The sequence below is a fragment of the Mesorhizobium sp. M7A.F.Ce.TU.012.03.2.1 genome (assembly GCF_004006095.1).
Classification (GTDB): Bacteria; Pseudomonadota; Alphaproteobacteria; order Rhizobiales; family Rhizobiaceae; genus Mesorhizobium.
Genome location: NZ_CP034779.1, coordinates 3,486,029 through 3,512,028 on the forward strand (window position 1 = coordinate 3,486,029; position 26,000 = coordinate 3,512,028).

A 26,000-nucleotide genomic window follows, 5' to 3' on the forward strand; every position below is an offset into this window, starting at 1 on the left:
GACGTTCAGCGCCCTGCAGGTTCGCGAAAGACCCCAGTCTCCACCTCGTGGATGAAGTGAGCGATGAGAGCCGCGCATTGGCGATGATGCGTTTCGAGAAGCATGTGTCCGCTCTCAAAGACATGGATTTCGACTGCGTCGAGGTCGCGGCTGTAGGCCATGATCTCGTCCAGCGCGAAGAAGGCGTCGTGCCGTCCCCACAGCACGAGGCATGCTGGCTGTTGGTCGCGGAGATAGGCTTGGATGGCCGGGAAGCGCGCGATGTGCGAGCCATAATCGGTGAAGAGTTCGAACTGAATGTCGGTGTTGCCGGGCCTCGCCAGGCGCTCCGTATCGAGATACCAACCCTCGGGCGGAAACAACACCTTCAGACGCTCGGGGAGACCGCCGATATATTGATTTCGGGTCCCCTCGAAATTCATCCAGTCCGGCAGTTTGGCGCGGTTTTCTTCAGTCGGTTCGGCGAAGAATGCCTTCGGCGCGTCCCATTCCGGTCCCAGCCCCTCGTCATGAGCATTGCTGTCCTGCGCGATCAGGCCGAGGATGCGATCCGGCTGCCGTGTGGCGAGATGGTAGCCGACAGGCGTGCCGAAGTCGGTGATGTAGAGGAAGAATCGCTGCATGCCGAGGGCCTCGACGAAGGCTTCGATCGTGTTGGCCAGGTTCTCGAACGTGTAGTCATAGGCATCGATGGAAGGGGCGGACGAAAAGCCGAAACCGGGCAGGTCCGGCGCCACCACATAGGCTGTTTCCGCCAGCGGTTCGATGACATTGCGATAGACGTGCGACGAAGTCGGATATCCGTGCAGCAGCAGGATTGCCGGTCTGCCGGGGTCGCCGGCATGACGGTAGAAGATGTCGAGGCCGTCGACATTGATGGTTTCGTGGTAGGTCTTGTAACGATTGCTGCACATCCTCTCTCTCCCAGTGGTCCGCGCCGACCTGGCGGCGCTATGGGTTTGACACCACATATCCCTGTGATAGTGGTTACATCATGTAACCGTATAATGCGGTTGATGAGGTTATGTTCCATGGGCGATGCATACACCGAATGGGTGCCGGATCACTTCATAGGCGGGCATCCCGCCTTGGACCTGTCGAACGCCGTGTTCGACCGGCGGGTGCCGGCAGCAGACAATGAACTCTTCAAATCCGTCCGGGATGTTGCGAACTGGTTCAGCGCCTCAGGGCTTGCCGACGATCGCCAGGCGCAGGCCGTTGCCGAGATAGCGGACGGGCGGTTCGTGGAAGGTGTCCGCGAAATGCGGGAGGCGTCATTTCAGGTTTTCGAGCCAATCGCCGCGGGCAAACCGTCTGCGGTCGAACCGCTCGGTTTGTTGTTCTCGCGCACGGCAAGCTCGCTTGCCGCCGGCTCTATCGAACTGGATGGCACCAGGCCGAAGCTTGCCCTTGCCCGGTGGCGGGACCCGGACGCCGTCACCGCCTTGCTGGCCATGCTGTCCATTGAAGCGTTCTTCACCCTGCCGCGCGACAGGCTGCATTCCTGCCCTCGCTGTGGCTGGCTTTTCCTCGATACGTCGCGAGGCGGCAAGCGGCGCTGGTGCAGCATGCGCACCTGCGGCAACCGCGAGAAGGTCTCGCGCCACCGAGATCATGCCCATGCCTAGACCCGGGTTAGCCACGTCGTTTTGCTGCGGGCAGGCCGAATACCGGCGCGTCACTCCGGAAGACCGGCCTTGCGAAAACCATCGACGAAATGCTCGAGCGTAGCGGCGTCGCGGAATGGCTCGGTCGTCGCCCAGTGATGGGTTGTGAAATGCGGGTTGCCGACGAGAAACAGCTCGGCCTCCGCGCGCGCCTCGTCGAGCCGGCCGAGTTGGGCCAGGCTTGCGGCCAGGAAACGGCGTGAGCTTGTGCGATAGGTCTCGTCACGGCGCAACGTCTCGATAGCGGCTTGGTAGTCGCGCGCCGCATATTGCGCCTGGCCGAGCGTCAGATAGTACCAGCTCGCTGGAAACGGGTTCAGCCGGAACGCCTTGCTGATGTGCTCGAGGCCCTCTTCGACCCGGCCGGACAGGACGGCGATGTCGGACAATGCCGCCCAGGTGTCGGCCTCGTTCGGGTCGAGCTCGATCGCCTTGGCGAATTCCGCATCCGCTTCAGTGAAACTGCGCTCATAGGCAAGCAGATAAGCCAGGATCCAGCGACAGCCGGCATCGTTGGGATCGATCGCCACGGCCTTGCGCGCCAGCTCCAGGGCAACGCTGCGGGCAGCCTCGGTTGGTCCGCCCCAATGCACCTGTCCCATCCAGTGGTTCATGGCAAGCCAGCGATAGGGCTCGGCGTAATCAGGATCGAGCGACACCGCGCGCGTCAGCATCAGATGCGCTTCCTGCGCCATCTGCGGCGAGTCGTCGATCAGCTTGCGCGCCCGCACGCAGAGGTCATAGGCCTCCAGATTTCGCGGCCGATTGCGCGGCGGCGGCGCGCGCAGCCGGCCAAGCAGCGCTTCCACGATCTTGGCCGTCACCTCGTCCTGAACGGCAAAGATATCCTCCAGGCCGCGATCGAAGCGTTCCGCCCACAGATGATCGCCGCTCACCGCGTCGACCAGCTGTGCGTTGATGCGCACGCGCCCCGCGGCGCGTCGTGCGCTGCCTTCCAGCAGGTAGCGCACGCCAAGATCCCCGGCGATCTCGCGCACGTCCATCGCTTTTCCCTTATAGGCAAAGGTCGAGTTGCGGGCAATGACGAACAGGCCGGAGATCCTGGACAGGTCGGTGATGAGGTCTTCGGTCAACCCGTCCACGAAGGAATCCTGCTCGGGATCGTTGCTGAAATTGACGAAGGGCAGCACGGCTATCGATGGTTTGTCGGGCAGCGGCAAGGGTTTTCGCTTGGCCTCGCCGAGCTGTTCGACGGCCCCCGTGAAACGGTAGCCGACGCGCGGAACGGTGGATATCCATTCGCCGTTCTCGCCGACAGGACCAAGCAGCTTGCGCAACTGCGCGATCTGGACGGTGAGGTTGCCTTCCTCCACGGCCGTGCCCGGCCATGCAGCGTCCATCAACTCGGCCTTCCCCAAGATTTCACCGGGCCGCCCGACGAGTGCTGCAAGCAGGCTCAGCCCGCGATAGCCAACGGCAACGGGGACGTCGTTCCGAAGCAGCGTTCCCGCACCCGGATCAAGCACGAACGGACCAAAGGCAAAACGCGATCCCTGCATAGGCGCATCTATAGAGCAATTCCAGGAAAAGTGTGAAGCGGTTTTCTGTTCGGAATTGCGTCAAAACAAAGGGTTAGAGTAGTTTGCCGGTTCCGTGAGCCGGTGAACTGCTCTAGCTCGTTTGGAAGTTTTGAGAACTATTTGGGAGGGCTTAATTACGGCGCCGTCCGTATCGCGCAGAATTCAACCTCATCGAGAGCCCCAGGCCCTCAAACCATATGGAGGTTGCCATGACCAATACACTTGCATCAGCCCAGCGTTGTGCAGCGCGAGCGGGAACGCCCGTGCGGCCGGCATCGCGCCGGCTCCTGAAGACCCTGCGAAGCATCATAGCGAGTTGGCACGATCGGATCTGGCGCGAACGGATACGCTTTCGCTGGCAACTCAGGCAGATGTCGAAGGACAATCCGCATCTGATCGACGATATCGGCCTGACGATACAGCAGGTCGAGGGAGAGATCGCCAAGCCCTTCTGGGAACGATAGAGCGAATGCCGCAATTGCGTCGGGCGTCAGCGCACCGCCTCGCGATGGGCGCCCAAACCGAGGTCGCTTTGGGCGATATGCATCAGAGGGCATCCATATGTACGCCATTGGTAATCTGAGTGCAGCCGGGCAGGCCGAATTGCTCGGCCCACAGACATAGTGAACCTGCTGCTGCGTTGAGCGCCGCGCCGCGTTCTGTCAGCGAATAGACTACCTTCGCTGGAACCACGGAAAAGACCTTGCGGTCGACAAGGCCGTCCGCCTCCAGTTCTCGCAATTGTTGCGCCAGCATCTTTTCACTGATGCCAGAGAGCGCCTGCTTCAATCGACCAAATCTGCGCGACGCCGTTCCGAGCTCGCAAAGGATATCTACTTTCCACTTTCCTTCGACCATCCTGACGGCCGCTGCAAAGCCATTGTCCGCGGAATTGTTCATCGCGCGTTCCTTACCTTCTGGTGACCACTTACGCCCGGGTGCGTATCGCGCGCCGCTCGTTTTGACATACCTCTCAAGACGATCACAGCAAAACGCGGTCTGACGCCGCCAATTGATATGGAGTGTGGAATGAAGCTTTCAATCACGGTTATTGGAACGGGCCGTATGGGCTCGGCGCTCGCCGGCAGCCTGCTTCAGTCGGGATATCCGACGACTGTCTGGAACAGAACCAGACAGAAGACCGATCCACTCGCCAGGCTGGGCGCAATCGTCGCCTCCTCCGTGGAGGAAGCCGTGAACGCAGGCGAGATCATCATTGTGAATGTCAGCGACTATGAGGTGACAAAAGCGCTTCTCCACAGTGACGCCATCGCCTCAGCCATTCGCGGCAAGCTGATCGTGGAGTTGACTTCCGGGACGCCAAATGGCGCACGGGAAGCCGCTGATTGGTATAGGGAGCACGGCGCAAGCTACCTTGATGGCGCGATCATGGCGACGCCGGATTATATCGGCACGGACGCCGGAACCATCCTGCTTGCCGGGCCAAGGGCGGCTTTCGACACGAACCGCGATGTGTTTCGCGCTTTGGGTGGCAATGTTCAGCATGTTGGCGAAGAACCAGGGCGTGCGAACGGGCTCGATAGCGCACTACTGGCTATCATGTGGGGCGCTCTGTTCGGGACGCTCCATGCGATCGCCGTGTCGCAGGCCGAAGAGATCGAACTCGGTGAACTGGCGCGGCAGTGGTCCGCGACGGCGCCGGTCATTGACGGCCTGGTGACCGACCTCATCAAGCGGACGAGCGCTGGCCGATTTGCCAGCGATAACGAAACGCTCTCGTCGATCTCGGCGCACCACGGCGCAATGCAGCATCTATTGGAGTTGATGCAGTTCCGCGAAATCGACCGTTCAATAGTCGATGGTTATGATGCGATATTCAAACGGGCCATAGCGGCGGGCCACCTGCACGATGATTTCGCCGCGCTCTCGCAATTTCTGGCGACAGGGAAGTAGCATGCCTTTGACGCATCTCATCGATAAGTATTGTGCATCGTGGTCCACCGAAAACGCCGAGAAGCGGCGGGCGTCGCTGTTATCGATCTTGAGCGATGGCGCGACGTATACCGATCCAACCGTTCACGCCGTTGGTGCCGAAGAACTTCTAGCCCACATTGCAGGAATTCAGAGCAAGTATCCGGGTGCATGCATTCTGCGGACCAGCAACGTGGATGTTCATCACGGCGTTGCGCGCTTCGCGTGGAAGTTTGTGATGCCTGACGGTTCGTCTTTGCCCGAGGGCCTGGACATCGCTTTTCTGGATGAGGAGCAGAAACGGATAACGCGCATCATTGGCTTCTTCGGTTTGTTGAAACCAGCTCGATCTCTGGCAGAGGGCGGCGTCAGCTAACCGGTCAAAAGCTGACATTCGAACATGTCAGCGCACCGCCTCGCGGTGGGCGCCGGGCAGGCGGGTGGCGATCAGCTTGTCGATGCGGCGGCCGTCGAGATCGACCACCTCGAAGCGCCAGCCCTGCGCGTCGACGCATTCGCCGGTCGCCGGCAGATGATGCATGTGCGACAGCACATAACCGGCGACGGTTTCGTAATCGCGGTTTTCCGGCAGGTCGATGCCGAGAATGTCGGCCATCTCGTCGGCCTGCATGTAGCCGGCGAGCAGCCACGAGCCGTCCTCGCGCTTGACCGCGTTTTCCTCATCGCCGGCGTCGGTGTCGGCGCGGAACACGCCGGTGATGGCTTCCAGAATGTCGGCCGGGGTGACGATGCCTTCGAAATGGCCGTATTCGTCATGCACCAGCGCCATCGGCACGTCGGATTCTTTCAGCTTCTGCAGCACATCCAGCGCGTCGGCCTGGTCGTAGACGATGGGGGCTGCGCGCACATGCCTGCGCGGGTCGAGAACGCGGCCGGCAAGCAACGCGGCCAGCACGTCACGCGTCTGGACGACGCCGACCATGACGTCGACGCCGCCGTCGCCTGCCGGCAGGCGCGAATGCTGGGTTTCCATGAGCAGCTTGCGGATGGCCGCCTCGTCGGATTGCAGATTGATCCAGTCGACTTCGGTGCGCGGCGTCATCACCGCGCGCACGGCGCGGTCGCCAAGCCGCATGACGCCGGCGATCATGCGCCGCTCGTCGGATTCGATGGTGCCGTGATGCTCGGCCTCGGCGACCAGCATCTTGATCTCCTCATCGGTGACCTTCTCCTCGCTTTCGCCGCGCTGGCCGAGCAGCCACAGGATGGTGCGGCCGGAGAAATCGAGCAGGAAGACCAGCGGCGCCGAGACGGTGGCGAGGATGGTCATTGCCGGAGCGACCCTGGCGGCGACCCGCTCGGGGTCACGCAACGCGATCTGCTTTGGCACCAGTTCGCCGACGATCAGCGAGAAATAGGTGATGATGGCGACGACGATGCCGACGCCGAGCGGATCGGCGACGGTCTCGCGGATGCCGGTCGAGGCCAGGAACTGCGCCAGCCGTTCGCCGAGCGTGGCGCCGGAAAAGGCGCCGGAGAGGACGCCGACCAGGGTGATGCCGATCTGCACCGAGGACAGGAACTTGCCGGGATTGGAACCCAACTCGAGCGCGCGGCCGGCGCCATTGATGCCGCGGTCGATCATCGCTTTCAGGCGGGCCGGTCGCGACGAGACGATGGCAAGTTCGGACATCGACAGAAGGCCGTTCACACAGATGAGGACGACCACGATAGCGATTTCTACGTATAACATGAGCGGTCAATAGCATTGCGGCGCGGTCTTCGAAAATAGTCCGACGTGATTTTTGAGAAATGACCGGCATTTCGGTCACGCGGCATCCCAGGGCGGCGTCGAAAAATGTTCGACGAGGGCGTCGACGACAACCCGTACCTTTGGCGTGAGCGCGCGCGTTACCGGCCAGACGGCATGCACGACGATGTTCTCGACCAGGCAGTCCGACAGCACCATTTCGAGATCGCCGCTTTTGAGGCTGTCGGCGGCCAGCCATGTCGGCAGGAAGGCGATGCCGCAGCCGGCGAGCGCTGCATCCAGCATCGGGTCGCCATGGCCGAGAACGAGTCGCGCCTTGGGCATGAAGGTTGCGAGATGGCCGTCGGAATGCCTGATCACCCAGGGCCGGACGATGCCCTCGCGACCGTAGCCAATGACGCTGTGATCGGCGAGATCCTCGACCGATTGCGGCCGGCCATGCCTGTCGAGATAGTCGGGAGCCGCGCATATGGCCGAGCGCTGGGCGTAGAGGCGCCTGGCCGCAAGCGACAGGCTGTCGTCGAGTTCGCCCATGCGGATCGCCAGGTCGATGCCCTCCTCGATCAGGTCGACGCGGCGGTCATTGAAGGAGACTTCCACCGTCAGGTCCGGAAATTTCCTCGAAATCTCGAACAGCACGGGGGCGACGCAGCGTCGGCCGAAGGCCAGCGGCACGTCGATCCGAAGCCGGCCAGACGGGACCTGACGGCGCGAGGCAAGCAGCGACTGTGCGGCTTCGATCTCGGCAAGGGCCCGGACGCAGGCTTCATAATAGCTGACGCCTTCGCTGGTCGGGCTGAGGCTGCGGGTGGTGCGGTTCAGCAAGCGAACGCCGAGTCTCTGCTCCAGCTGCGCGATCGATTTGCCGATCGCCGACTTCGTCACATGCAGCCGCTCGCCGGCGCTGGTGAAGCTGCCGGCCTCCACCGCCTGTACAAACGCGACGATGCCTTGCAGGTCGGCCGTTTCCATGGCGATTTCCTATTGTCGACTTTTGATCCGCAATCAGTGTCAAATTATACCACACCGAAGCACTATTTTCTATAGTCGAAAGGCATAAATGTCTCGCCTGGCATCAACGCACGGAGCGCGACACGACATGAGCACCCCAATCAACAGATCCTGGCAGATGAGCGGTTTTGGCCTGTCGAGGCTAAGCCAGGTGGAAGGCAAGGTGCCCGGGCCAGGGCCGCACGATTTGCTGGTGCGGACCAAGGCCGTGTCGCTCAACTACAAGGATAAGATGATCGTAGACGGCGTGCTGATCCCCGACCTTGCCTTTCCCTTCGTGCCGACATCCGACGCGGTGGGTGTGTCCAGCCGATAGATGGGTAACAGTTTGAACCGGATAGATAGGTAACAGTTTTCCCCCTTATGATGGGTTCGCGGCAGCGCCAAGCGGTTGGGTTGGATGCCAGTCTCTCGCCAAACCATCGCCGGTCCTCCCGGCGGACAAGAAAACTGTCACCCATCTAATCAGTCCATTCTGTTACCTATCTATCCGGTTCGGACAGGTGAAGTGGTGGCCGTCGGCAGTGCGGTCAGCCGCTTTCAGGTCGGCCAGCGCGTGCTCGGCCAGGTGATCGCCGATTGGCCGGATGGCGACGCACCGCCGGTGCTGCATAAGCACACGCTGGGCTCGTAGCTGTCGGGAATGCTTTCCGACCATGTCATCTTCGGCGAGGACGCCGCGGTGCTGGCGCCGCCATCGCTCGGCGACATCGAGGCCGCGACATTGCCGATCGCGGCGCTGACAGCCTGGTTCGCCATGGCGGAAGCGACCAGACCGGTGCCGGGCCAGACCATTCTGATCCAGGGCACCGGCGGCGTGTCGCTGTTTGCGCTGCAGTTCGCCACCGCGTTCGGCCTGCGCGCCATCGTCACCTCAAGCAGCGATGAAAAGCTTGAGCGGGCGAGAAAGCTCGGCGCCTGGCAAGGGATCAACTACCGCACGCAACCGGCCTGGGATGAGGCCGTGCGTGAGCTGACGAATGGGCTGGGCGTCAACCACGTGCTGGAAATGGTCGGCGGCGATAATGCACGGCGATCGCTGAATGCGCTTGCCGCCGACGGTCGGCTGTCGATCATCGGCCTGTTGGGCGCGATGGAGCTCAGCTTCCCTATCATGCCCTTCATGCGCAACCGCATCACCGTGCAGGGCCTGTCGGTTGGCCATCGCCGCGCCTTCGAACGTATGAATCAGGCGATCGAGGCGCTGGCGATCAAGCCGGTCATCGACAAGCTCTTTGGCTTCGACGAGGTGCCGCAAGCCTTGCAGCATCTGGAGAAAGGGCCGTTCGGCAAGATCGTGATCACCACGAACTGACTTTTGCGATGGTCAGGGCAACTGCTTCAACACGCCGACAATTGCCTCGCCATCCGTGAAATAGGGATCGCCGCCGCCATTGCGTCCCGTACTGGTGGCGCCGACGCCCGATATATCGCTGGTCGAGATCAGCGTGCCGGCGGTGGCCAGGTCGCGCATCAGGAAATCGCGCTCGGCGTCGATGTCGGGGCCGATATGGTGGGTGACGGCGCCGGTGTCGTGGCTGAGGCCGACGCTGCGATCGAAGCTGGCCGAGCCCAGCCACAGCGGCCGGCCATCGTCGCCGCTTGCATCGGTCTGCCAGAAGCGGACATGATGCCGGCGGTCGGCGCTGAGGCCCTCCGGCTTCTCGAAGGCGAGATCCTGGGCGCGGCCATCGAACAGCAGCCTGCTGACCGGCGCATCGGGGTAGGGGTGGTCGAACAGCACGCTTTCACCAATCTCGATCGCGGTCTTCAGGGTCACGGCGTCGGCGGTGTCCCAGCCGGCGACGGCGAAGGCGTGCACTACTTCCTTTCGCGTACCGACAAGACCGACATTGATGGGATCGCCCGGAATGCCTTGTGGCGTGTGCGTCACCATCTCGAAGCTGTGCTTGCGAAAGCCGCGATCGCGGAACGTCCAGAATTCCGGTGCGGCGAAATAGGCGAGCGCCAGATAGGCGGCCAGCAAGGTCGCCACCCAGATTGCAACGCGTCGCCGAAAACTTCGCTGGCTCATGAACGCCGCCCGATCCGTGCGGTATCTGTTGCCTGACGGACCCTGGAAATCAATGGCCAGCAGCGCGCCGCCGGTCTATCGTGGGCATCGTTTCCTCGCGGGGGCAGCAATGGAGCGGAAGCTGGCAGGCCGCAAGCCAATGGCGTTGACCGCCGAGCTTGTCGCGCAAGTTGAGCGTGTCGAGCCTGATCCCGGGCCAGAGCCCGGAACCAGCGAGCACACCGATGCGGAGTTCGATGGCCTGGTCGACAAGCTGCTATCGCAGCATCGTCCCGAGACGCTTTGGGTCTTTGCCTACGGGTCGTTGATCTGGAACCCCGAATTCGCCCATGTCGAGCAGCGCCCGGCCACGGCGCCGGGATGGCACCGCTCGTTTTGCCTGAAACTGACCCGCTGGCGCGGAACCCGCGATTTGCCGGCCCTGATGCTGGCGCTCGATCGAGGCGGCAGCTGCAACGGCATCGTCTATCGGCTGCCCGCGGAAGATCATTTCGGGCAACTCGGCCAGTTGATGCGCCGCGAGATCGATGCCAACCCGCCAACCAACGTGCCATGCTGGATCAAGGTCAAGACCAGGGACGGGCCGCTGCGTGCCTTGGCTTTCGTCGCCGCGCCGGACGGCAGCGCCTATGCCGGCCGGTTGCCGTTGGAGCAGGTTGCCGACACTCTGGCGCGGGCTGCCGGTCATTGGGGCTCTTCGGCGCAGTATTTGTTCAGGACCGTGAGCAAGCTTGAAGAGAGCGGCATCCGCGACCGGAATCTCTGGCGCATCCAGGACTTGGTTGCACGGCAGATCGCCGCTTCAACCGGTGGCGCCGATTAGGCTGATCTCTTCCTAACGGCAGGCGCGATAACCGTTTTTGCGGTTCTTGATGTCGAAATGGAAATGGTTGCGGTGGTCGTAATTGTAGCCGGGGCCGAGCACGGTGGTGAAGTACTGGCAGCCGTCGGCGCGCACATTGTTGAGGAAGCCGCGGGTGCGGAAAGCGAACAGGCCGGGCTTACGCACGTCAATGTCGTCGCCATTGTTGAGTTCGATGCTCATGACGTCGAGCGCATTTCCCTTGCCATGCTCGGACAGGACACCTTCGCCGGCAATCCTGCGGCAGGAATAGCTGGAGCCCTGGTGGATGGTCTTGACGTCGGAGAAATAGCGCCAGCGGGCGGAGGGGACGAGCTCGTTCTTCGTCCAGCCGGCAAAGGTGGCGGCCATGTCGCAGGTCAGGGTTGCCGCGGGTTTCATCTGGATGTTGCCGATGGCCGAAACCTTGACCGGATAATCGATGCCGCACTGGCCTTCATGGATCGGCGCCAGGTCGGTGTAGGCGACATCGAGACGCTTCAATTGCTGCCGGCAGTCGGTTTCGCTGGCCGGCATCTGCTCGACGGGCGACATCGGCTCGTCCATGCGCGGATAGGCGGCCTGCGTCATGTATGGATTGGAAGGGACAAGCTTCTGCATGCCGGCATATTGCGGCACGGCAGCCGTCTGCGCGCCGACGTCGACGGCTGGCTGCAGCGACAGCACACTACCGGTGTTGCAGGCGGAAAGCGCCGCCAGCGCCAGGCCGGCGGTCAGCATTGCTGCATATTTTGTCTGGCGCGCGGTGGCGAAAAACAAGGCCCGAAATTTGCCGGCCATTGGCGGAATCCCGTTGATGGATATCCGGCATTTTAACGATCAAGGGTAAAGGAAAACTCAGCGCCCGCGTTCATGCCTGCGGCCGAATTGCGGCACGCGGCCTGGATCAGCCATGCTCACTGGCAGAACGTGCCGCCATGCCGGCGCGGTTCGAGATCGAGATGGAAATGCAGGGAGTGATCAGGATCGGCGCCTGGACCGAGCACCGTCTTGAAGGGTCCACAGGCCGCCTTGCGCACGGCGTTGAGGAATTTGGCGTCCTTCTCCGGCGGCGCCGGGCCGACCTCGATCGTCTTGCCGTCCGACAGCGTGAAGCTGGCGATGTCGAGCGCGTTGCCAAAGGCGTGTTCCGACAGTTCTCGGGTGCCGTTGCGTGGCCGGCAGACAAAGGCCGATGCCTGGCCGATCGATTTCAGGTCCTCACCGAATTCGGCTTTCGCCGCCGGCTGGATGACATCGGCGGCAAAACGCGCCGTTGCCTCGGCCATTTTGCAATTGAGCTCGGTTCCGGGGCCGATGGCGACGGACTTTCCAAGGTCCTTCAGCACGATGGGATAGGGGATCGAACAGCCGATTTCGGGCTGGCTTTCCGCCTTGTGTTCTTCGAATTCGACGCCGAGCGTCTTCAGCCGTTCGCGGCAGGCGACTTCCTCGGCTGGCATTTTCTCATCGGGGAGATCGGCCGAGCGCGGATCGGGCAGCATCTTCTTCTCGTCCGCGTCCGCCGGCTTTTGCGGCGGTTGCGGGGCAACGGTGGGCGGCTGAGCCTCGGGCTCCGCGATGTCCGGTTTTGGCGTCGGCGTTGGCGCGACCGCCGGCGGTTCCGGCTCGCTTTTCGTATCGGTTGAGGGTTCGGGAACCGGCGGTTCGGGAAGTGCCTGCTTTTCCTGGCGGGATTTTTCTTCAGGGTTACGGTCGGGCGCGCCGGCGGTGTTCGGACCTTTCTTCTGCTCCCCGGTCTTTGCTGCGTCGGCCTTTGGAGTGTCCGTCGGGCGTGGCTCGGGCACCGGAATATTGGGTCCAGGCACCGGAACATCGGCAGGCAAGGGCAGCCGCAACTGCGTTTTCTGCTGTGTCTGCTTCGGCGTCACCGACCGGTGTCTTCGTGGTTTCAGGTGCTTTCCGCCTCGCTGTTTGAGGCGCTGTTCGGCTCGTGGAGTCAACGGCTGCTCTATCCTCGGCGTCAACGGCTCGTGATGCCGATGGCGATGTCTCGCCTCGGCCGGCATCATCAGCAAGGCCGTGACGGCCATGACGAACAAGATCCTGAACGTTCGGGAAAAGATAAGCGACCCCATCGCCGTCAACGGCGCCGACGCAAGGTGGTTGCCTCGGCCGCATCACGAACGGTAACCGCTCCGTTACGCACCGATCGCTTCCAGCCCTTCCTCCAGCCAGTCGGCGAGCAGCGGCATGCCAAGCAGGTATTTTGCGGTGCGCTTGTTGGCGCGTTCGCGCGCGGCCGCCAGCGCGTCCGCCCATTCGGTGGCGTCGTAGTCGCCGCGACCGACCCAGGCCAGCGCGATCAGTTCGGCTGCTTCATCGACATTGAGGTCGTTGATCAGTTCGCGCAGCTCTTCCTCGGTCAGATTCTCGGAGCTTTCCTCGGCAAGGCCGTCATGGTGATGGTTGACATGGGACTCGCCGTCGAGCTCGACCTCATGCTCGGCGCCATCGGCATAGTCTTCATTGACGGCCGCACTCAGCGCCTTGGCCTTGAGGATGAACAGGCGCACAGTGTCGGGGCCGATCGAAAGCTCCCAGTCCTTTTCAAGCCGCCGCTGCAAGGGCCGTCTCCCTCAGGTCGTTTGCCGGATGATAGCGGATTTGCGGCATCCGTCACCTGATGTTCTCCGCACGCAATTTTCCGGGATGAAACGCAAGCCGACCGGCGTTAGTGTTGCATTCTCACCCTCCAGGAGGCTTCGATGCATAAAAGAGTGCTGATCCAGGTGGCGACTGCCCTTGTCGCGCTGCAGTTCCTTGCCGTTCCAGTGTTCGCCGCCGGCGGTGACAGTGGCGGCAGCGATCAGACGGTCACCCAATGCAAGAAGGGCGAAGTCTGGGACAAGAAGAAGAAAAAGTGCGTCGCACCCCAGGAGGGCATGCTCGACGACGACAGCATCTATGATGCCGGCCACGCGTTGGCGATGGCCGGGCGCTATGACGAGGCGATCGCCGTGCTCAGCCTTGCCGCCAACAAGCAGGATCCGCGCATCCTCAACTATCTCGGCTATTCGCACCGCCATTCCGGCCGCGTCACCGTCGGCCTCGGCTATTACGAGGAGGCGCTGCGCATCGATCCGAACTACACGCTGGTGCGCGAATATCTCGGCGAGGCGCATCTGCAGATCGGTGATCTGGCCGGGGCCCGGCAACAGCTGATGGAAATCGAGAAGCGGACCGGCAAGGGTTCGCGCGAATATGGCATGCTGGCCGAGCAGATCGACCATTTCATGAGAAGCTGAAAAGATCCCAGGGCTTTACCAAGCGGCCGCGAGCGATCGCGGCCGCTTTTTGTTGCCCCCAGCCTCATTCACCGCCTTGGCTGATGAAAACGGGGATGATTTTAGCAAAACCGATTTTTGGGCGTGAAAAACCCGCTGACATTGCTATATTCAGGGAAATTGCGGTGAAACGGTTCCGTTAGCCCGAGGCTGCCGGACCCGTTTTCTTTTTGTACCCATCGACAAGGCTTTCCCCGAAACGCGGGGGTGGCAGCAGGAAAGGTCAGGCATCATGAACAAGGTCCCGATGACAGGCGAGGGGTTCGCGTCATTGAAGGAAGAACTGCGCTGGCGCCAGCAGGAAGAGCGGCCGCGCATCATCGAGGCGATCTCCGAAGCGCGCTCGCATGGCGACCTGTCCGAAAATGCAGAATATCATGCCGCCAAAGAGGCGCAGAGCCTCAACGAGGGCCGCGTCAACGAGCTTGAAGATTATATCGCGCGGGCTGAAGTGATCGACGTCAGCAAGCTCAGCGGCGACAAGATCAAGTTCGGCGCCACCGTGGTGCTGGTCGACGAGGACACCGAGGAAAAGAAGACTTACCGGATCGTCGGCGACCAGGAGGCGGACGTGAAGTCCGGCCGCATCTCGATCTCCTCGCCGATCGCGCGTGCGCTCATCGGCAAGGAAGTCGGCGACGCCATCGAAGTCAATGCGCCCGGCGGTGCCAGGGGATATGAGATCGTCCAGGTGCAGTTCATCTAGGGGATTTGAGGGGGGCGCGGCTGCGATTTTTAAGCTGAGGTTTGCGCCGCCCCTCATCGCCCTGCCGGGCATTTCTCCTCGTATAGTGACGGGGAGAAAGATGCTCTCATCGACGATTTCGCCGATTTTCAACGTAGCAGAATAGACGCTGGCCTTGCGTTCAGCTCTCTTCTCCCCGTCGTTATACGGGGAGAAGGTGCCGGCAGGCGGATGAGGGGCAGCGCCAGCCTTTCCGATTGACGTCAATTCTTGCCAGCGTTGGCCTTGCCAAGGACCTGGAGTCCCGCCAGCCTCTCTGCCTCCGCCACCACCTCCGCCGGCATCACACGCTTCCCGGGCACTGCCAAAAGCGTCGACGCATATTGCCCGCGCGGACCCGTCAACCCGGGCTCGGTCGCCAGGAACACCGCAACCGTTGGCAGGCCGAAGGCGCTGGCGAGATGGGTCAGCCCGGTGTCGGCGCCGATGACCAGTTCCGAGCGGCCGATGAACGCAGCGATGTCGGCCAGCGGTGACTTTGGCACCACAACTGTCGATGGCACTGCCTTGGCAATGGCTTCGGCCACGGCCTTCTCGCGCTCGTTCGACCAGGTCGTGACCGGCGTTATCCCCCGCTCAATCAGGAGGCGCGCGGTTTCAATCCAGTCTTCGGCCGGCCATTTCTTGTCTTCGCGGCTGGTGCCGTGCAGCAGGAAGGCGGTTTTTCCGGCGATGCCCGCCAGAGTGCCGACGGGCGGCACGATGCCGGAGTCCAGGGTCGAAAGATCGGGCTGATAGCCGAGCGCCAGCCCGAACAGCCGCCGTATCCGTTCGATGGCGTGCAGGTCGCGCGGCACGGGATAAGTGGCATCGTAGAACAGCGTCGCAGAAGGTTCGCGCGCGCTCGAACGGTCGAAGCCGGCAATGGGGGCGCCGGCCTGCCTTGCCACCAGAGCCGATTTCAGGAGGCCTTGCGCATCGATGACGAGGTCGTAACGGCAATGGCGCAAGGTGCGGCGCAGGGCGGCCGCCTCGCGCCAGGTGCCGCTATCGAGCAGCGCCTTGCGCCAGCGCCGGATCGCCACCGTGTGGATCCGATCGATCGCCGGGTGAAGCGTGGCGATACCGGCAAATGCCTCTTCGACGCACCAGTCGAAGGACAGGTCCGGGCGGTTGCGACGAGCATCCTCGACGGCCGGAAAGGTGTGGATGACATCGCCCATCGACGACGTCTTGACGATCAGCACCTTCATGCCGCGGCCGGGATGTCCAGCAGCCGGTCCGCCGCTGCTGCGACCTGGCCGACTTCAAGCGTCTTCAGGCAGTTGAGGTGGCCGAGCGGGCAGACCTTCTGGTGGCAGGGCGAGCACGACAGGCCAAGCCAGACCAACTCGCGGCGTTCGCCCAGCGGCGGCGTGTTCTCAGGCGAGGTCGAGCCGTAGACGGCGACGATCGGCGTGCCGACGGCGGCCGCGACATGCATCAGCCCGCTGTCGTTGGACACGGCCAGCCTCGCGGCTGATATCAGGTCGATGGCGTCCTCCAGCCGCGTCTGTCCGGCGAGATCGACGAGGCCGGGGGCCAGGGCCGCGATCTCCGCCGTCACGCCGCGGTCGTTCTTCGAGCCGAACAGAGCGACCTTCAAGCCTTTGCCCATGAAATCGCGGGCAAGTCCGGCATAGCTTTCGCTGGGCCAGCGCTTGGCCGGGCCGAATTCCGCACCGGGCATCAGGGCCACGAATTTCTGCGGCGCCAGGCCGAAACGGCCGAGCAGGTCGACCTGGTTTTTCGTGTCCACGCTAAGCCGTGGCGCCCGGAAAGTGCCGCCCTGGGCGAGACCGAAATAGGCCTGCGCTGTGCGTCGTTTCACGTCATCGGGCAGCGGCACAATGTCGGTCAACAGGCCGTAACGCATCTCGCGTAAATTGCCGACACGGCGCGGAATACGGGCAAAGAACGGGATCAGCGCCGACTTCCAGCTGCCCGGCAGGATATAGGCCATGTCGTAGCGGCCGCGCAGCAGCCGGCCGAAGCGGCGGCGATGGGTGAATTCGAGCGCGCCGGGTTTGAGCGGAAAGTCGATCTGCTGGCGGATTTCGGGCATGCGCTTGACCAGCGGCGCGGCCCAGGCCGGCGCCAGCACATCGACAGCGGCGTTGGGATGCAACTCCTTCAGCGCCGAAAACAGGCACTGCGCCATCACCATGTCGCCCACCCAGCGTGGGCCGATCACGAGGATCGTTGGGCTTTCAGCCATTCGACATAGTCTCTGACACCGGTTTCCACTGTCCGGAATTGGCCGTTATAACCGGCCGCGTGCAAACGGGACATATCAGCTTGCGTAAAGCTCTGGTAGCTGCCCTTGAGATGGTCGGGAAAGGGGATGAATTCAATCTCTCCTTTCCCCAACGTGTCTATCACCGTTTCGGCTATGGCGCGGAAGGGCTGGGCACGGCCGGTGCCGCAATTGAAGATGCCGCTTGAGCCCCGTTTCCACAGCCACAGATTGACGTCAGCGACATCGCCGACATGGATGAAGTCACGGCTTTGTTCGCCGGGTCCGAACCCGTCATAGGCGCCGAACAGTTTCGGGTTCTCGCCTCGCTCGACCTGGTTGAACAGATGGAAGGCGACGGAGGCCATGGCGCCCTTGTGCGCCTCGCGCGGGCCATAGACGTTGAAGTAGCGCAAGCCCACGACCGGTGAATGGTCGGTATCGAAGGCGGTGCGCCCGGCGAACACGGTTCGCCTGACGTAGTCGTCGAACAGCTTCTTGGAATAGGCGTATACGTTGAGCGGCCGCTCGAGCGCGGGATCCTCGCGAAACTCCGAGCCGCCGCCATAGACGGAAGCCGAGGAGGCATAAAGGAAAGGCACGCGCAACGCCTGGCTTGCATGCAGCAGCCGTTTCGAGAAGGCGTAATTCACCTCCATCATGAATTTGCCGTTCCATTCGGTGGTGGTCGAGCAGGCGCCCTGGTGGAACACCGCCTCGATGCGGCCGAGCGAGCCGGCCTCCATGCGGTCCAGGAAATCGTTCTTGTCGAGATAGTCGGCGATCTTGAGATCGGCAAGATTGGCGATCTTGTGACCGTCGGTAAGGTCGTCGACGACGAGGATGTCGTCATGCCCTTCGGCATTCAGCGCGGCGACGATGTTGGAGCCGATCATGCCGGCGCCGCCCGTGACGATGATCATGAAGGGCCTCTGGTTGCTTGCGATTCCGGTCCTTATAGGGGAGGCTAGGCGGGCTGTCGACAAAGCCAGGTGCATGCGCCTGTCCTGCCACTTTTATGCGCTTGTCTGTTTTGTCTGTTTTGTCTATTATGGACAAAACAGGGTATCCCATGAAAAACTATCCATCGACCGATCTGAAACAGAATCTTGGAGATGTGCTTGCAGCTGCCAGCCAGCAGCCGGTCTCCATCACTCGCCACAACAAGCCGAGATACGTCCTGATGAGCATCGAGGCCTACGAAGCGCGCTTCGGCAACGACAGCCGCCGCGTCTACGCTGCGGAGGATGCCCCGACCGAACATGTCGAGATGCTCGAGGAGTACGCCGCGGAATTGGACCGTGATTAAACCCGCCGCTGCGGACGTCTGGCGATATCCATATCTTTGGCATCGCCAACACGGAGACGGCGAGACCGAAGGCCGGAAGTCACGGCCTGTGGCCTTTGTGGCTGTCCTTCCTGGGAAAGCCGGCGGTACGAACCTCTTCATCCTTGCAATCACTTCCACGCAGCCGGGCCGTGATCGCGTTGCCGTTAGCATCCCGGAAATTGAACGCCACCGTGCGGGCCTCGACCCTATGCCCCTTTGGGTCATGGTCGATGAGTACAATCATGATATCCTGGAAGCGTCGGCCTATTTCGAGCCGGGTGCGCGAATCGGCGCGTTCAGCCCGTCATTTCACAAGAAAATTATGTTCGCTTTTACTGCGGTTGTCCGCACGGGTCAGTCCAAAGCCATCCCGCGCGCGGACTGAATCGATAGAACAGAGCACGATCGTGAGGGACCAAAAATGCCATCGACCGAACTGCTCATCGCGTTTTTCGCCACCACGGCGATTTTCGCCTACATTCCAGGCCCGGCCATGCTCTATGCCGCCGCGCAGACGATGGCGCGCGGCCGCTGGTCCGGCCTGACGGCGGCACTTGGCATCCATCTGGGCGGCTACGTGCATGTTTTCGCAGCGGCTGCCGGGCTGTCGGTGCTGTTTCATGCCGTGCCGACGCTCTACCTGGCGGTCAAGCTGGTCGGCGCGCTCTATCTGATCTGGCTTGGCGTCGCACTGTTTCGCAAGCGTGCGGACGGCGATGCGGCGCTGCCTGCGATCGAGCGTAAATCGGCGCGGCGCGCCTTTTTCGAGAGCATCACCGTCGAGGTGCTCAATCCGAAGACAGCGATCTTCTTCATGGCGTTCCTGCCGCAATTCATCGACGCCTCGGCGGCGTTTCCGGTCTGGCTGCAGTTCGTCGTGCTCGGCACGATCGTCAATCTGATGTTCTCTTCGGCCGATATCGTCTGTGTGTTCCTGGCGGGCGCCGTGATCGGCCGTTTGCGGCGTTCGAGCCGCGCACAGCGGCTGATGCAACGGGCGGGAGGGGCTGTGCTGGTCGGGCTGGGCGTCCATGTCGCCCTGCAGAAGAGCTGACCGCCCGAGCCTGCCGGGATCATGCCCTGCCGTTGCGCTGCGTGAATTTGCGGTATATCGGCTTTCGCCATGAACGATCCGACCAGTCGATTGATGAGCACTTATGAGATTGAAATCGGCCTTTTCCCTGTGTTGCCAGTGACATGATCAAGCACAATCCGCCTTCTCCCGAACCGTTGCACCGCGCCATTGCGCGGTTCGGCCAGGCCACAGTGCTGGTGGTCGGCGACTTCATCCTCGATCGTTTCGTCAACGGCGTCATCGAGCGGATCTCGCCGGAGGCGCCGATACCGGTGCTGCACGGGCGCGGCGAGACCTCGACCATGGGCGGCGCCGGCAATGTCGTGGCCAACATCGTTTCGCTCGGCGCTGCCGCTATTCCCGTCTCGGTCATAGGCACCGATGTGGCAGGCGATAGCCTGGTGCGGATGCTCGGCGAGCTTGGCGCCGATACGGCGGGCCTCGCGCAGGAGCGTGGTCGCATGACCTCGTCCAAAAGCCGCTTCAGCGCGCTCAACCAGCAGGTGCTGCGTTTCGACGAAGAGGAGATCAAGCCGCTCGGCGCTGCGGAGCGAGCCGGCCTGATCCGGCATTTCCGCGCCGCGCTGGCGCACGCCGACATCGTCATCCTGTCCGATTACGGCAAGGGCATCCTGCTCGACGGCGTCGCCGGCGACTTGATCGCCATCTGCCGCGAGGCTGGAAAGCCGGTGCTGGTCGACCCGAAGGGCCGCGATTATGCGCGCTATGCCGGGGCGACCGCCATTACCCCCAACCGCAAGGAACTCGGCGAGGCCGCCGGCCATGCGGTGTTCGCCGATGACGAGATCGTGGCTGCCGCACGCGAGCTGATTTCGGCACATGGTTTCGATTTCGTGGTCGCGACGCGCAGCGAAAAGGGCATGAGCGTGGTCGGCCCCGACGAGGCGCGCCACATCGCCACCCAGGCGCGCGAAGTGTTCGACGTTTCGGGCGCCGGCGACACGGTGATCGCGAGCTTCGCGCTGGCGCTGGCCGTGGGCGCCGATACGGTCATGGCCGCTTCGATCGCCAATGCCGCTGGTGGCGTCGTGGTGGGAAAACGCGGCACCGCGCGGCTGACGGTCGAGGAACTCACCGGCGCGCTGTTCCGTTCGCATGGGCCGACGGCCCACAAGGACGCCATCCTCGACGCCACGTCGGCCGCGCGCATGGTGGCGGCGTGGAAGGAAGAGGGCCTGAGCGTCGGCTTCACCAATGGCTGCTTCGACATCCTGCATGCCGGCCATGTCAGCTTGCTGCACGCGGCGCGCAGCCAATGCGACCGGCTGGTGCTCGGCCTCAACAGCGATGCTTCGGTGCGGCGACTGAAGGGCGCCGGGCGCCCGGTCAACGACCAGCACGACCGCGCCTGCGTGCTGGCAGCACTTGCCTCGGTCGATGCGGTCGTGGTGTTCGAGGAAGATACGCCGCTGGCGCTGATCGAAGCGCTGCTGCCCGACATACTGGTCAAGGGGGCCGATTACACGGTCGACACCGTGGTCGGCGCCGATGTGGTGCAGAAGGCCGGCGGACGCGTCGTGCTGGTCGATCTGGTCGCCGGAAAAAGCACCACCAACACCATTGGCAAATTGCGCGCCGGCGGCACCACAAACTGAGGGTTTCATGTCCGAGTTGAACGATTACCTTGTCCGCTCCGTGGCTGCCATATCAGCCATGGTCGAACGGGACCTGACCGGTGAGATGGAGCGGGCAGCGAGCGCCGTGGTGACTGCGCTTTCGTCGGGGAAAGCTTTGCTCATCGCCGGCAATGGCGGCTCGGCCAGCGACGCCATCCACATTGCCGGCGAACTGGTCGGCCGCTTTCTCAAGGAGCGCAAGGCCTACAATGTCATCGCGCTGCCGGCCAATGCAGCGGTGCTGACCGCCTGGGGCAACGACTATGGCTTCGACACGGTGTTTTCGCGCCAGGTCGAGGCGCATGGCGCTGCCGGCGGCGTGCTCCTGGCGATCTCGACCAGCGGCAATTCGCCGAGCATCCTTGCCGCCGCCGAACAGGCGCGGAGGATGGACATGACGGTGATCGGCATGACCGGCGACACCGGCGGCAAGCTGAAGCCTCTGTCCGATATCCTGCTCAACGTGCCGTCGACCTCGACGCCGATCATCCAGCAGGGGCATCTGTGCCTTTACCATCATTTGTGCGAGGTGGTCGAAGCGCGCCTCAGCAATGGCTGATTCCACGACCTCTGGCCGCTTTCCGCTGGCGGAGCCGGGCCTATGGGTCGAGCGGGTCGGCTCAAGGGTGTTCGCCGCCGGCTCGCCGGCGCTGTTCCTCGATCGCGACGGCACCATCAATGTCGATACGGGCTATCCGGATGATCCTGCCGAAATGGTGCTGCGCGCGGACATAGCCGCGGTGATAGCCGCCGCCAACCGGGCTGGCATTCCGGTCATCATCGTCACCAACCAGTCGGGCATCGCGCGTGGCTATTTCGGCTGGGGCGATTTCGCTGCCGTCAATTGCCGCGTGCTCGAGCTGCTGCGCGCCGACAATGCGTTCGTCGATATGGTCGTCGCCTGCGCCTATCACGAAGCTGGCTCCGGTGTGCTTGCGGTTGCCGATCATCCGATGCGCAAGCCCAATCCGGGCATGCTGCTGGAGGCGGCAAGGCGCCTCGGGCTCGATCTGCGGCGTTCGCTGATCGTCGGCGACAAGGAGGCCGACATGGAGGCGGGACAACGCGCCGGCCTCGCGCGGGGCTGGCTGGTAGACGGGCAAGCGGCTGTCCGATCGGGCTTCACAATTCGGCCTTGGTGCGAGCGCGCGGATTTCGACGGCCTGATCGCCGCAATAGGTGCACTTGGCGCCGCCTCGGGCGCGCCGTAACGGCTTACGTCCGGTCTTTGTCTCGCCAGGCTTCATAAAGCTTGGCCTCTGTCGCGAACGAATACAGCATCACCAGCATCGAATAGACGAACCCGTGCCGGCCGCACAGGAAGTAGCGCTTGGCCAGGTAGAACTTCAGGAAGTTGCCGAGAGGCGACAGCACCAGTCTTATCAGGCCGGGCTTCTTGGCTCGTTCGACAAGCGTGGCAACCTTGAGGCTGGAGTAGGTGTTGGCCCTTGCCAGATCCTCGGCAATAGTCATTTCGCGGCGATGCAGCAGCACGCCATTTTCTATCGTGCCGGTTTCGCCTGGCACCTCGAACGACTCATGGACCCGCAGATTGAGGTCCATCGTGGCCTTGTCGCGGCGGAAAAGACGCAGCAGCCTGTTGTGAAGCACCCAGCGGTGCGCATAGCCATAGCCCTTCAGCTTGTCGCGGCGTCTGATGTACCATCCGTCGAAGGCGTCATTCCCAAGCTGGGTCACATTCGTGATTGACTGCCTGAGCACGTCGTCGATGGCCTCGTCGGCTTCAATCGAAAGGCACCATGGTTGCGTGGCCTGATCGAGCGCGAATTGCCGCTGACGAGGAAAGCCCGGCCAATCGTTGTGAAAAAGCCTTATCGGGTAGCCTTTGGCGATGTACCCATTGACGACGTCCAGAGTGCTGTCCGTCGAGCCCGAATCGACGACGATGATCTCGGCGCAGAAATCGACGCTTTCCAGGCACTCGCCGATCATGTCGGCCTCGTTCATGCAGATGACCAGCGCCGAAACCGGGCTAGAAAATCGAGTCATCGTCCCACCCCACGGCACACTGTTCTCGGAATTGGGCTGCCCTGCGCCCCTGTTTACGCAATCCCGAAAGCGCTATGCGCTTTACCCGGGAAAACCGTTACATACTTTTTCTGGAATTGCTCTAGGAAACCAACAAGACGGCTGCGGCAGAAATTCCGGCTTCACAGGAGAGCTATCGAACGCCAAAGCGGCGCTGATATGGCGAGGCCTTCAAGCGACATCGGCGAAAGCTCGTTGCGGTTCAACCCGCTCAAGGCTGTGCGAACGAGACCAGCCCTTCGTCCTTGACCCGGCGGATGGTGAGCGCTGTGCGCACCGTGTCGACATTCGGGGTCGAGGTCAGTTCCTCGATGACGAAGCTCTGGAAGGCGCCAAGGTCGCTCGCCACGCAATGCAGCAGGAAATCGGATTCGCCCGACACCATCCAGGCGTCGCGTACGATCGGCCAGCCGCGGGTGCGCTCGGCAAAGATGCGCAGCTCGGCATCGGCCTGATGATGCAGGCCGACCAGGCAGAAGGCAACGACATCGAGGCCGAGCGCTGGTGCATTGAGCAAGGCACGGTAGCCACGGATGATGCCGGCTTCCTCCAGGCGCTTGACGCGGCGCAGGCATGGCGGCGCCGAAATGCCGACGCGGTTCGACAGTTCGACATTGGTCATGCGGCCGTCGCCCTGCAATTCGCGCAGGATCTTCCAGTCGATGGCGTCGAGGTCGGCCTTGAGGGGCATGTGGGCTCTCGATCATGAGGGGTAATACGCAAGAATCTTGCGTGATTTTGTAATTAAACGACTTCGCTGTCCATTCCATCCTTCGCCCGGAATATTTCGCGGGATCAGCGGCCGACAGGTGCGACAAAGCTTTCCGGGGACGAACTCCAACTTGCCTTGCTGGCGTCGTGGGCAACACTTACATTACGCGCGACAATGATCATGCCGCAATTGCCGGCAGCCCTCCGCAGAGGCTTTAGATGACCACCAAGCACGCGCCCGTTCTCATCATCGGTTCCGGCCCGGCCGGCTATACGGCGGCGGTCTATGCCGCCCGCGCCATGCTGAAGCCGATGCTGGTCGCCGGCCTGCAGCAGGGCGGGCAGTTGATGATCACCACCGATGTCGAAAACTATCCCGGCTTCGCCGACCCGATCCAGGGTCCGTGGCTGATGGAGCAGATGCTGAAACAGGCCGAGCATGTCGGCACCGACATCATCAACGACATCATCACCGAGGTCGACCTCAACGTGCGACCGTTCCGCGCCAAGGGCGATTCCGGCACGACCTATACCGCCGACGCGCTGATCATCGCCACCGGCGCGCAAGCGAAATGGCTGGGCATCCCGACCGAGCAGGACTTCATGGGTTTTGGAGTCTCGGCCTGCGCCACCTGCGACGGTTTCTTCTACAGGGGCAAGGATGTCGCGGTGGTCGGTGGCGGCAATTCCGCGGTGGAAGAGGCGCTCTATCTGTCCAATCTCGCCAGGAGCGTGACGGTCATCCACAGGCGCAGCGATTTTCGCGCTGAACGTATTCTGCGCGAGCGGCTTCTGAAGAAGGACAATGTCCGCGTCATCTGGGACACGATCGTCGATGAGATCACCGGTCGACCCGGCAAGACGCCGCTGCCGCCCTCGGTCGAGGGGCTGAAGCTCAAGCATGCGGTGACCGGCGAGGTGTCGCACCTCAAGATCGACGGCGTGTTCGTGGCCATCGGCCATGCGCCGGCGGTTGAACTGTTCGCCGGCAAGCTCAAGCAGAAGCCGAACGGCTATCTGTGGACAGCGCCGGATTCGACCCGCACCGATGTGCCGGGCGTGTTCGCGGCCGGCGATGTGACCGACGATATCTACCGCCAGGCGGTGACGGCAGCGGGGCTCGGCTGCATGGCCGCGCTCGAGGCGGAGAAGTATCTGGCCGGCATCGAAGTGCATCGCGAAGCGGCCGAGTAGAGAGTTCAGAGAGCGGCTTAGAAACGCCGTGTAAAAGCCTGATTTTTCATTCAGACGCCAAAACAGAACGAGGGGAATCATGGCGTTGGACTGGGACAAGCTACGCGTGTTTCACGCTGCGGCGGAGGCGGGGTCGTTTACCCATGCGGCCGAGACATTGCATCTGTCGCAATCGGCGATCTCGCGGCAGGTCAGCGCGCTCGAGCATGATGTCGGCGTGCCGCTGTTCAACCGCCACGCCCGCGGGCTGGTGCTGACCGAGCAAGGTGAGATGCTGTTTCGCACGGCGCATGACGTGCTGATGAAGCTGGAGACCATCAAGTCCCGGCTGACCGAGACCAAGGATCGCCCGTCGGGCGTGCTGCGGGTGACAACGACGGTGGGGCTGGGCGCCGGCTGGCTGACCGAGCGGGTGCAGGAATTCATCGAACTCTATCCCGAAATCAGCCTGCAGTTGATCCTCGCCAACGAGGAGCTGGATCTCACCATGCGCCAGGCCGATTGCGCCATCCGGCTGCGCCAGCCGCAGCAGCCGGACCTGATCCAGCGCCGCCTGTTCACCGTGCATTTCCACCTCTACGCGGCCCCATCCTATGTCGCCAAGCACGGCAAGCCGTCTTCCGTCGCCGAGCTGAAGGCCCATCGCATCGTCACCTTCGGCGTGCCGGTGCCGTCGCATCTGTCGGAGCTGAACTGGCTGGAAACGGTCGGTGATTTCGAAGGCGGACAAAGGGTGCCGACGCTGCAGATCAACGACATATTGTCGATCAAGCGGGCGGTGCAGGGCGGTGCCGGCATCGCCATGCTGCCCGACTATGTGATCAGCAAGGACTCCGATCTGGTGCAGCTGCTGCCGGAGACCGAGGTGCCGTCTTTCGACACCTATTTCGCCTATCCCGACGCGATGAAGAACCAGGCCAAGCTGCATGTGTTCCGGGACTTCATCATCGCCAAAGCCCGAAGCTGGTCCTTCTGAT

The 26,000-nt window shown here is 62.6% G+C and carries 32 protein-coding genes; 18 read left to right on the forward strand and 14 right to left on the reverse strand.

Annotated elements, in window-relative coordinates; all coding sequences use genetic code 11:
• Positions 1–5: 5 nt before the first annotated feature.
• The gene (locus EJ079_RS16865) at positions 6–914 is read right to left on the reverse strand and encodes an alpha/beta hydrolase (RefSeq protein WP_127319675.1); all 909 of its coding nucleotides are present in this window, start codon (positions 912–914) and stop codon (positions 6–8) included.
• A 174-nt stretch (positions 915–1,088) separates the two neighbouring features.
• Between EJ079_RS16865 and EJ079_RS16870 the strand changes: the two genes are divergently transcribed.
• Entirely contained in the window at positions 1,089–1,628 is a 540-nt protein-coding gene (locus EJ079_RS16870; RefSeq protein WP_245481681.1) for a CGNR zinc finger domain-containing protein, read from the forward strand.
• 50 nt (positions 1,629–1,678) lie between these two features.
• Here EJ079_RS16870 and EJ079_RS16875 read toward each other — a convergent pair whose 3' ends face one another.
• The gene (locus EJ079_RS16875; RefSeq protein ID WP_127809563.1) at positions 1,679–3,187 is read right to left on the reverse strand and encodes a winged helix-turn-helix domain-containing tetratricopeptide repeat protein; all 1,509 of its coding nucleotides are present in this window, start codon (positions 3,185–3,187) and stop codon (positions 1,679–1,681) included.
• A 230-nt stretch (positions 3,188–3,417) separates the two neighbouring features.
• Between EJ079_RS16875 and EJ079_RS16880 the strand changes: the two genes are divergently transcribed.
• Entirely contained in the window at positions 3,418–3,672 is a 255-nt protein-coding gene (locus EJ079_RS16880; RefSeq protein ID WP_127398419.1) for a DUF1127 domain-containing protein, read from the forward strand.
• Between the two features lie 82 nt (positions 3,673–3,754).
• On the opposite strand, the gene EJ079_RS16885 is transcribed toward EJ079_RS16880, so the two are convergent.
• Entirely contained in the window at positions 3,755–4,108 is a 354-nt protein-coding gene (locus tag EJ079_RS16885) for a winged helix-turn-helix transcriptional regulator (RefSeq protein ID WP_127270482.1), read from the reverse strand.
• Between the two features lie 129 nt (positions 4,109–4,237).
• Between EJ079_RS16885 and EJ079_RS16890 the strand changes: the two genes are divergently transcribed.
• Positions 4,238–5,122, forward strand: coding sequence for an NAD(P)-binding domain-containing protein (locus EJ079_RS16890; protein ID WP_127809564.1), 885 nt, complete (start codon positions 4,238–4,240; stop codon positions 5,120–5,122).
• Between the two features lies 1 nt (position 5,123).
• A complete protein-coding gene (locus tag EJ079_RS16895; RefSeq protein ID WP_127809565.1) occupies positions 5,124–5,516 on the forward strand; it encodes a nuclear transport factor 2 family protein in 393 nt (130 codons plus the stop codon).
• A 27-nt stretch (positions 5,517–5,543) separates the two neighbouring features.
• Here EJ079_RS16895 and EJ079_RS16900 read toward each other — a convergent pair whose 3' ends face one another.
• On the reverse strand, positions 5,544–6,854 hold the full coding sequence (locus EJ079_RS16900) for a hemolysin family protein (protein WP_127295019.1): 1,311 nt from the start codon (positions 6,852–6,854) through the stop codon (positions 5,544–5,546).
• 75 nt (positions 6,855–6,929) lie between these two features.
• On the reverse strand, positions 6,930–7,844 hold the full coding sequence (locus EJ079_RS16905; protein ID WP_127809566.1) for a LysR family transcriptional regulator: 915 nt from the start codon (positions 7,842–7,844) through the stop codon (positions 6,930–6,932).
• A 127-nt stretch (positions 7,845–7,971) separates the two neighbouring features.
• On the opposite strand from EJ079_RS16905, the gene EJ079_RS16910 reads away from it, so the two are divergent.
• From EJ079_RS16910 to EJ079_RS16915, 3 genes are all read left to right on the forward strand, one after another.
• On the forward strand, positions 7,972–8,199 hold the full coding sequence (locus EJ079_RS16910) for a hypothetical protein (RefSeq protein WP_245481682.1): 228 nt from the start codon (positions 7,972–7,974) through the stop codon (positions 8,197–8,199).
• 195 nt (positions 8,200–8,394) lie between these two features.
• The gene (locus EJ079_RS34210) at positions 8,395–8,517 is read left to right on the forward strand and encodes a hypothetical protein (protein ID WP_281040132.1); all 123 of its coding nucleotides are present in this window, start codon (positions 8,395–8,397) and stop codon (positions 8,515–8,517) included.
• Positions 8,518–8,526: 9 nt separating this feature from the next.
• A complete protein-coding gene (locus tag EJ079_RS16915; RefSeq protein WP_245481683.1) occupies positions 8,527–9,198 on the forward strand; it encodes an NAD(P)-dependent alcohol dehydrogenase in 672 nt (223 codons plus the stop codon).
• 12 nt (positions 9,199–9,210) lie between these two features.
• Here EJ079_RS16915 and EJ079_RS16920 read toward each other — a convergent pair whose 3' ends face one another.
• On the reverse strand, positions 9,211–9,918 hold the full coding sequence (locus EJ079_RS16920; RefSeq protein WP_127809567.1) for an LssY C-terminal domain-containing protein: 708 nt from the start codon (positions 9,916–9,918) through the stop codon (positions 9,211–9,213).
• A gap of 109 nt (positions 9,919–10,027) precedes the next feature.
• On the opposite strand from EJ079_RS16920, the gene EJ079_RS16925 reads away from it, so the two are divergent.
• Positions 10,028–10,741 (forward strand): gamma-glutamylcyclotransferase, encoded by a 714-nt coding sequence (locus EJ079_RS16925; protein WP_127809568.1) that lies wholly within the window; start codon positions 10,028–10,030, stop codon positions 10,739–10,741.
• A gap of 12 nt (positions 10,742–10,753) precedes the next feature.
• Here EJ079_RS16925 and EJ079_RS16930 read toward each other — a convergent pair whose 3' ends face one another.
• From EJ079_RS16930 to EJ079_RS16940, 3 genes are all read right to left on the reverse strand, one after another.
• Positions 10,754–11,560 carry an extensin family protein gene (locus EJ079_RS16930; RefSeq protein WP_127396635.1) on the reverse strand — a complete coding sequence of 269 codons (807 nt, stop codon included), beginning with the start codon at positions 11,558–11,560 and terminating at the stop codon, positions 10,754–10,756.
• A 116-nt stretch (positions 11,561–11,676) separates the two neighbouring features.
• Positions 11,677–12,735, reverse strand: a complete 1,059-nt coding sequence (locus EJ079_RS16935) for an extensin family protein (protein WP_164873957.1) — start codon at positions 12,733–12,735, stop codon at positions 11,677–11,679.
• Between the two features lie 186 nt (positions 12,736–12,921).
• Positions 12,922–13,347 (reverse strand): DUF3775 domain-containing protein, encoded by a 426-nt coding sequence (locus EJ079_RS16940; protein WP_013530064.1) that lies wholly within the window; start codon positions 13,345–13,347, stop codon positions 12,922–12,924.
• Positions 13,348–13,488: 141 nt separating this feature from the next.
• On the opposite strand from EJ079_RS16940, the gene EJ079_RS16945 reads away from it, so the two are divergent.
• Together EJ079_RS16945 and greA are read left to right on the forward strand one after the other, a co-directional pair.
• Positions 13,489–14,028 (forward strand): tetratricopeptide repeat protein, encoded by a 540-nt coding sequence (locus EJ079_RS16945; protein WP_127270421.1) that lies wholly within the window; start codon positions 13,489–13,491, stop codon positions 14,026–14,028.
• A 271-nt stretch (positions 14,029–14,299) separates the two neighbouring features.
• The gene (greA, locus tag EJ079_RS16950; RefSeq protein WP_013530066.1) at positions 14,300–14,773 is read left to right on the forward strand and encodes a transcription elongation factor GreA; all 474 of its coding nucleotides are present in this window, start codon (positions 14,300–14,302) and stop codon (positions 14,771–14,773) included.
• A 242-nt stretch (positions 14,774–15,015) separates the two neighbouring features.
• Here the strand turns inward: greA and waaC are convergent, their stop codons facing one another.
• From waaC to rfaD, 3 genes are read right to left on the reverse strand one after another with little or no spacing between them, the layout of a single operon-like run.
• Positions 15,016–16,005 (reverse strand): lipopolysaccharide heptosyltransferase I, encoded by a 990-nt coding sequence (gene waaC, locus EJ079_RS16960; protein WP_127809570.1) that lies wholly within the window; start codon positions 16,003–16,005, stop codon positions 15,016–15,018.
• Complete coding sequence (gene waaF, locus EJ079_RS16965; RefSeq protein WP_127809571.1) at positions 16,002–17,009, reverse strand: lipopolysaccharide heptosyltransferase II; 1,008 nt, start codon at positions 17,007–17,009, stop codon at positions 16,002–16,004. Before waaF ends, waaC begins: the two co-directional genes overlap by 4 nt.
• Positions 16,982–17,950 (reverse strand): ADP-glyceromanno-heptose 6-epimerase, encoded by a 969-nt coding sequence (gene rfaD, locus EJ079_RS16970; protein ID WP_127809572.1) that lies wholly within the window; start codon positions 17,948–17,950, stop codon positions 16,982–16,984. Before rfaD ends, waaF begins: the two co-directional genes overlap by 28 nt.
• Positions 17,951–18,099: 149 nt before the next feature.
• Here rfaD and EJ079_RS16975 point away from each other — a divergent pair, with 149 nt between their 5' ends.
• The 6 genes from EJ079_RS16975 to EJ079_RS17000 all read left to right on the forward strand — a co-directional run bounded on the left by EJ079_RS16975 (position 18,100) and on the right by EJ079_RS17000 (position 22,280).
• Entirely contained in the window at positions 18,100–18,336 is a 237-nt protein-coding gene (locus EJ079_RS16975) for a type II toxin-antitoxin system Phd/YefM family antitoxin (RefSeq protein WP_023809741.1), read from the forward strand.
• On the forward strand, positions 18,329–18,742 hold the full coding sequence (locus tag EJ079_RS16980; RefSeq protein ID WP_236382885.1) for a hypothetical protein: 414 nt from the start codon (positions 18,329–18,331) through the stop codon (positions 18,740–18,742). The genes EJ079_RS16975 and EJ079_RS16980 overlap by 8 nt, the downstream gene beginning before the upstream one ends.
• 36 nt (positions 18,743–18,778) lie before the next feature.
• Complete coding sequence (locus EJ079_RS16985) at positions 18,779–19,411, forward strand: LysE family translocator (RefSeq protein WP_127809573.1); 633 nt, start codon at positions 18,779–18,781, stop codon at positions 19,409–19,411.
• 143 nt (positions 19,412–19,554) lie between these two features.
• Positions 19,555–21,048 (forward strand): D-glycero-beta-D-manno-heptose-7-phosphate kinase, encoded by a 1,494-nt coding sequence (gene rfaE1 / locus EJ079_RS16990; RefSeq protein WP_127395769.1) that lies wholly within the window; start codon positions 19,555–19,557, stop codon positions 21,046–21,048.
• Between the two features lie 7 nt (positions 21,049–21,055).
• Positions 21,056–21,628, forward strand: a complete 573-nt coding sequence (locus EJ079_RS16995; RefSeq protein ID WP_127270425.1) for an SIS domain-containing protein — start codon at positions 21,056–21,058, stop codon at positions 21,626–21,628.
• Positions 21,621–22,280, forward strand: a complete 660-nt coding sequence (locus EJ079_RS17000; RefSeq protein ID WP_127809574.1) for an HAD family hydrolase — start codon at positions 21,621–21,623, stop codon at positions 22,278–22,280. The genes EJ079_RS16995 and EJ079_RS17000 overlap by 8 nt, the downstream gene beginning before the upstream one ends.
• Before the next feature lie 4 nt (positions 22,281–22,284).
• Here EJ079_RS17000 and EJ079_RS17005 read toward each other — a convergent pair whose 3' ends face one another.
• Positions 22,285–23,079, reverse strand: coding sequence for a glycosyltransferase family 2 protein (locus tag EJ079_RS17005; protein ID WP_127809575.1), 795 nt, complete (start codon positions 23,077–23,079; stop codon positions 22,285–22,287).
• A 250-nt stretch (positions 23,080–23,329) separates the two neighbouring features.
• Positions 23,330–23,809 carry an Lrp/AsnC family transcriptional regulator gene (locus EJ079_RS17010; RefSeq protein WP_013530077.1) on the reverse strand — a complete coding sequence of 160 codons (480 nt, stop codon included), beginning with the start codon at positions 23,807–23,809 and terminating at the stop codon, positions 23,330–23,332.
• 239 nt (positions 23,810–24,048) lie between these two features.
• Between EJ079_RS17010 and trxB the strand changes: the two genes are divergently transcribed.
• Together trxB and EJ079_RS17020 are read left to right on the forward strand one after the other, a co-directional pair.
• Entirely contained in the window at positions 24,049–25,023 is a 975-nt protein-coding gene (gene trxB / locus EJ079_RS17015) for a thioredoxin-disulfide reductase (RefSeq protein ID WP_127267436.1), read from the forward strand.
• A 79-nt stretch (positions 25,024–25,102) separates the two neighbouring features.
• Positions 25,103–25,999 (forward strand): LysR family transcriptional regulator, encoded by an 897-nt coding sequence (locus tag EJ079_RS17020; RefSeq protein ID WP_023809733.1) that lies wholly within the window; start codon positions 25,103–25,105, stop codon positions 25,997–25,999.
• Position 26,000 lies beyond the last annotated feature (1 nt).

What these genes read in the sequence shown, in the direction of transcription:
- EJ079_RS16865 (WP_127319675.1), bottom strand. Translation starts at nt 914, where the DNA reads ATGTGCAGCAATCGTTACAAGACCTACCACGAAACCATCAATGTCGAC.
- EJ079_RS16875 (WP_127809563.1), bottom strand. Translation starts at nt 3,187, where the DNA reads ATGCAGGGATCGCGTTTTGCCTTTGGTCCGTTCGTGCTTGATCCGGGT.
- EJ079_RS16880 (WP_127398419.1), top strand. Translation starts at nt 3,418, where the DNA reads ATGACCAATACACTTGCATCAGCCCAGCGTTGTGCAGCGCGAGCGGGA.
- EJ079_RS16885 (WP_127270482.1), bottom strand. Translation starts at nt 4,108, where the DNA reads ATGAACAATTCCGCGGACAATGGCTTTGCAGCGGCCGTCAGGATGGTC.
- EJ079_RS16890 (WP_127809564.1), top strand. Translation starts at nt 4,238, where the DNA reads ATGAAGCTTTCAATCACGGTTATTGGAACGGGCCGTATGGGCTCGGCG.
- EJ079_RS16895 (WP_127809565.1), top strand. Translation starts at nt 5,124, where the DNA reads ATGCCTTTGACGCATCTCATCGATAAGTATTGTGCATCGTGGTCCACC.
- EJ079_RS16900 (WP_127295019.1), bottom strand. Translation starts at nt 6,854, where the DNA reads ATGTTATACGTAGAAATCGCTATCGTGGTCGTCCTCATCTGTGTGAAC.
- EJ079_RS16905 (WP_127809566.1), bottom strand. Translation starts at nt 7,844, where the DNA reads ATGGAAACGGCCGACCTGCAAGGCATCGTCGCGTTTGTACAGGCGGTG.
- EJ079_RS16910 (WP_245481682.1), top strand. Translation starts at nt 7,972, where the DNA reads ATGAGCACCCCAATCAACAGATCCTGGCAGATGAGCGGTTTTGGCCTG.
- EJ079_RS16915 (WP_245481683.1), top strand. Translation starts at nt 8,527, where the DNA reads ATGCTTTCCGACCATGTCATCTTCGGCGAGGACGCCGCGGTGCTGGCG.
- EJ079_RS16920 (WP_127809567.1), bottom strand. Translation starts at nt 9,918, where the DNA reads ATGAGCCAGCGAAGTTTTCGGCGACGCGTTGCAATCTGGGTGGCGACC.
- EJ079_RS16925 (WP_127809568.1), top strand. Translation starts at nt 10,028, where the DNA reads ATGGAGCGGAAGCTGGCAGGCCGCAAGCCAATGGCGTTGACCGCCGAG.
- EJ079_RS16930 (WP_127396635.1), bottom strand. Translation starts at nt 11,560, where the DNA reads ATGGCCGGCAAATTTCGGGCCTTGTTTTTCGCCACCGCGCGCCAGACA.
- EJ079_RS16945 (WP_127270421.1), top strand. Translation starts at nt 13,489, where the DNA reads ATGCATAAAAGAGTGCTGATCCAGGTGGCGACTGCCCTTGTCGCGCTG.
- greA (WP_013530066.1), top strand. Translation starts at nt 14,300, where the DNA reads ATGAACAAGGTCCCGATGACAGGCGAGGGGTTCGCGTCATTGAAGGAA.
- waaC (WP_127809570.1), bottom strand. Translation starts at nt 16,005, where the DNA reads ATGAAGGTGCTGATCGTCAAGACGTCGTCGATGGGCGATGTCATCCAC.
- waaF (WP_127809571.1), bottom strand. Translation starts at nt 17,009, where the DNA reads ATGGCTGAAAGCCCAACGATCCTCGTGATCGGCCCACGCTGGGTGGGC.
- rfaD (WP_127809572.1), bottom strand. Translation starts at nt 17,950, where the DNA reads ATGATCATCGTCACGGGCGGCGCCGGCATGATCGGCTCCAACATCGTC.
- EJ079_RS16975 (WP_023809741.1), top strand. Translation starts at nt 18,100, where the DNA reads ATGAAAAACTATCCATCGACCGATCTGAAACAGAATCTTGGAGATGTG.
- EJ079_RS16985 (WP_127809573.1), top strand. Translation starts at nt 18,779, where the DNA reads ATGCCATCGACCGAACTGCTCATCGCGTTTTTCGCCACCACGGCGATT.
- rfaE1 (WP_127395769.1), top strand. Translation starts at nt 19,555, where the DNA reads ATGATCAAGCACAATCCGCCTTCTCCCGAACCGTTGCACCGCGCCATT.
- EJ079_RS16995 (WP_127270425.1), top strand. Translation starts at nt 21,056, where the DNA reads ATGTCCGAGTTGAACGATTACCTTGTCCGCTCCGTGGCTGCCATATCA.
- EJ079_RS17000 (WP_127809574.1), top strand. Translation starts at nt 21,621, where the DNA reads ATGGCTGATTCCACGACCTCTGGCCGCTTTCCGCTGGCGGAGCCGGGC.
- EJ079_RS17005 (WP_127809575.1), bottom strand. Translation starts at nt 23,079, where the DNA reads ATGACTCGATTTTCTAGCCCGGTTTCGGCGCTGGTCATCTGCATGAAC.
- EJ079_RS17010 (WP_013530077.1), bottom strand. Translation starts at nt 23,809, where the DNA reads ATGCCCCTCAAGGCCGACCTCGACGCCATCGACTGGAAGATCCTGCGC.
- trxB (WP_127267436.1), top strand. Translation starts at nt 24,049, where the DNA reads ATGACCACCAAGCACGCGCCCGTTCTCATCATCGGTTCCGGCCCGGCC.
- EJ079_RS17020 (WP_023809733.1), top strand. Translation starts at nt 25,103, where the DNA reads ATGGCGTTGGACTGGGACAAGCTACGCGTGTTTCACGCTGCGGCGGAG.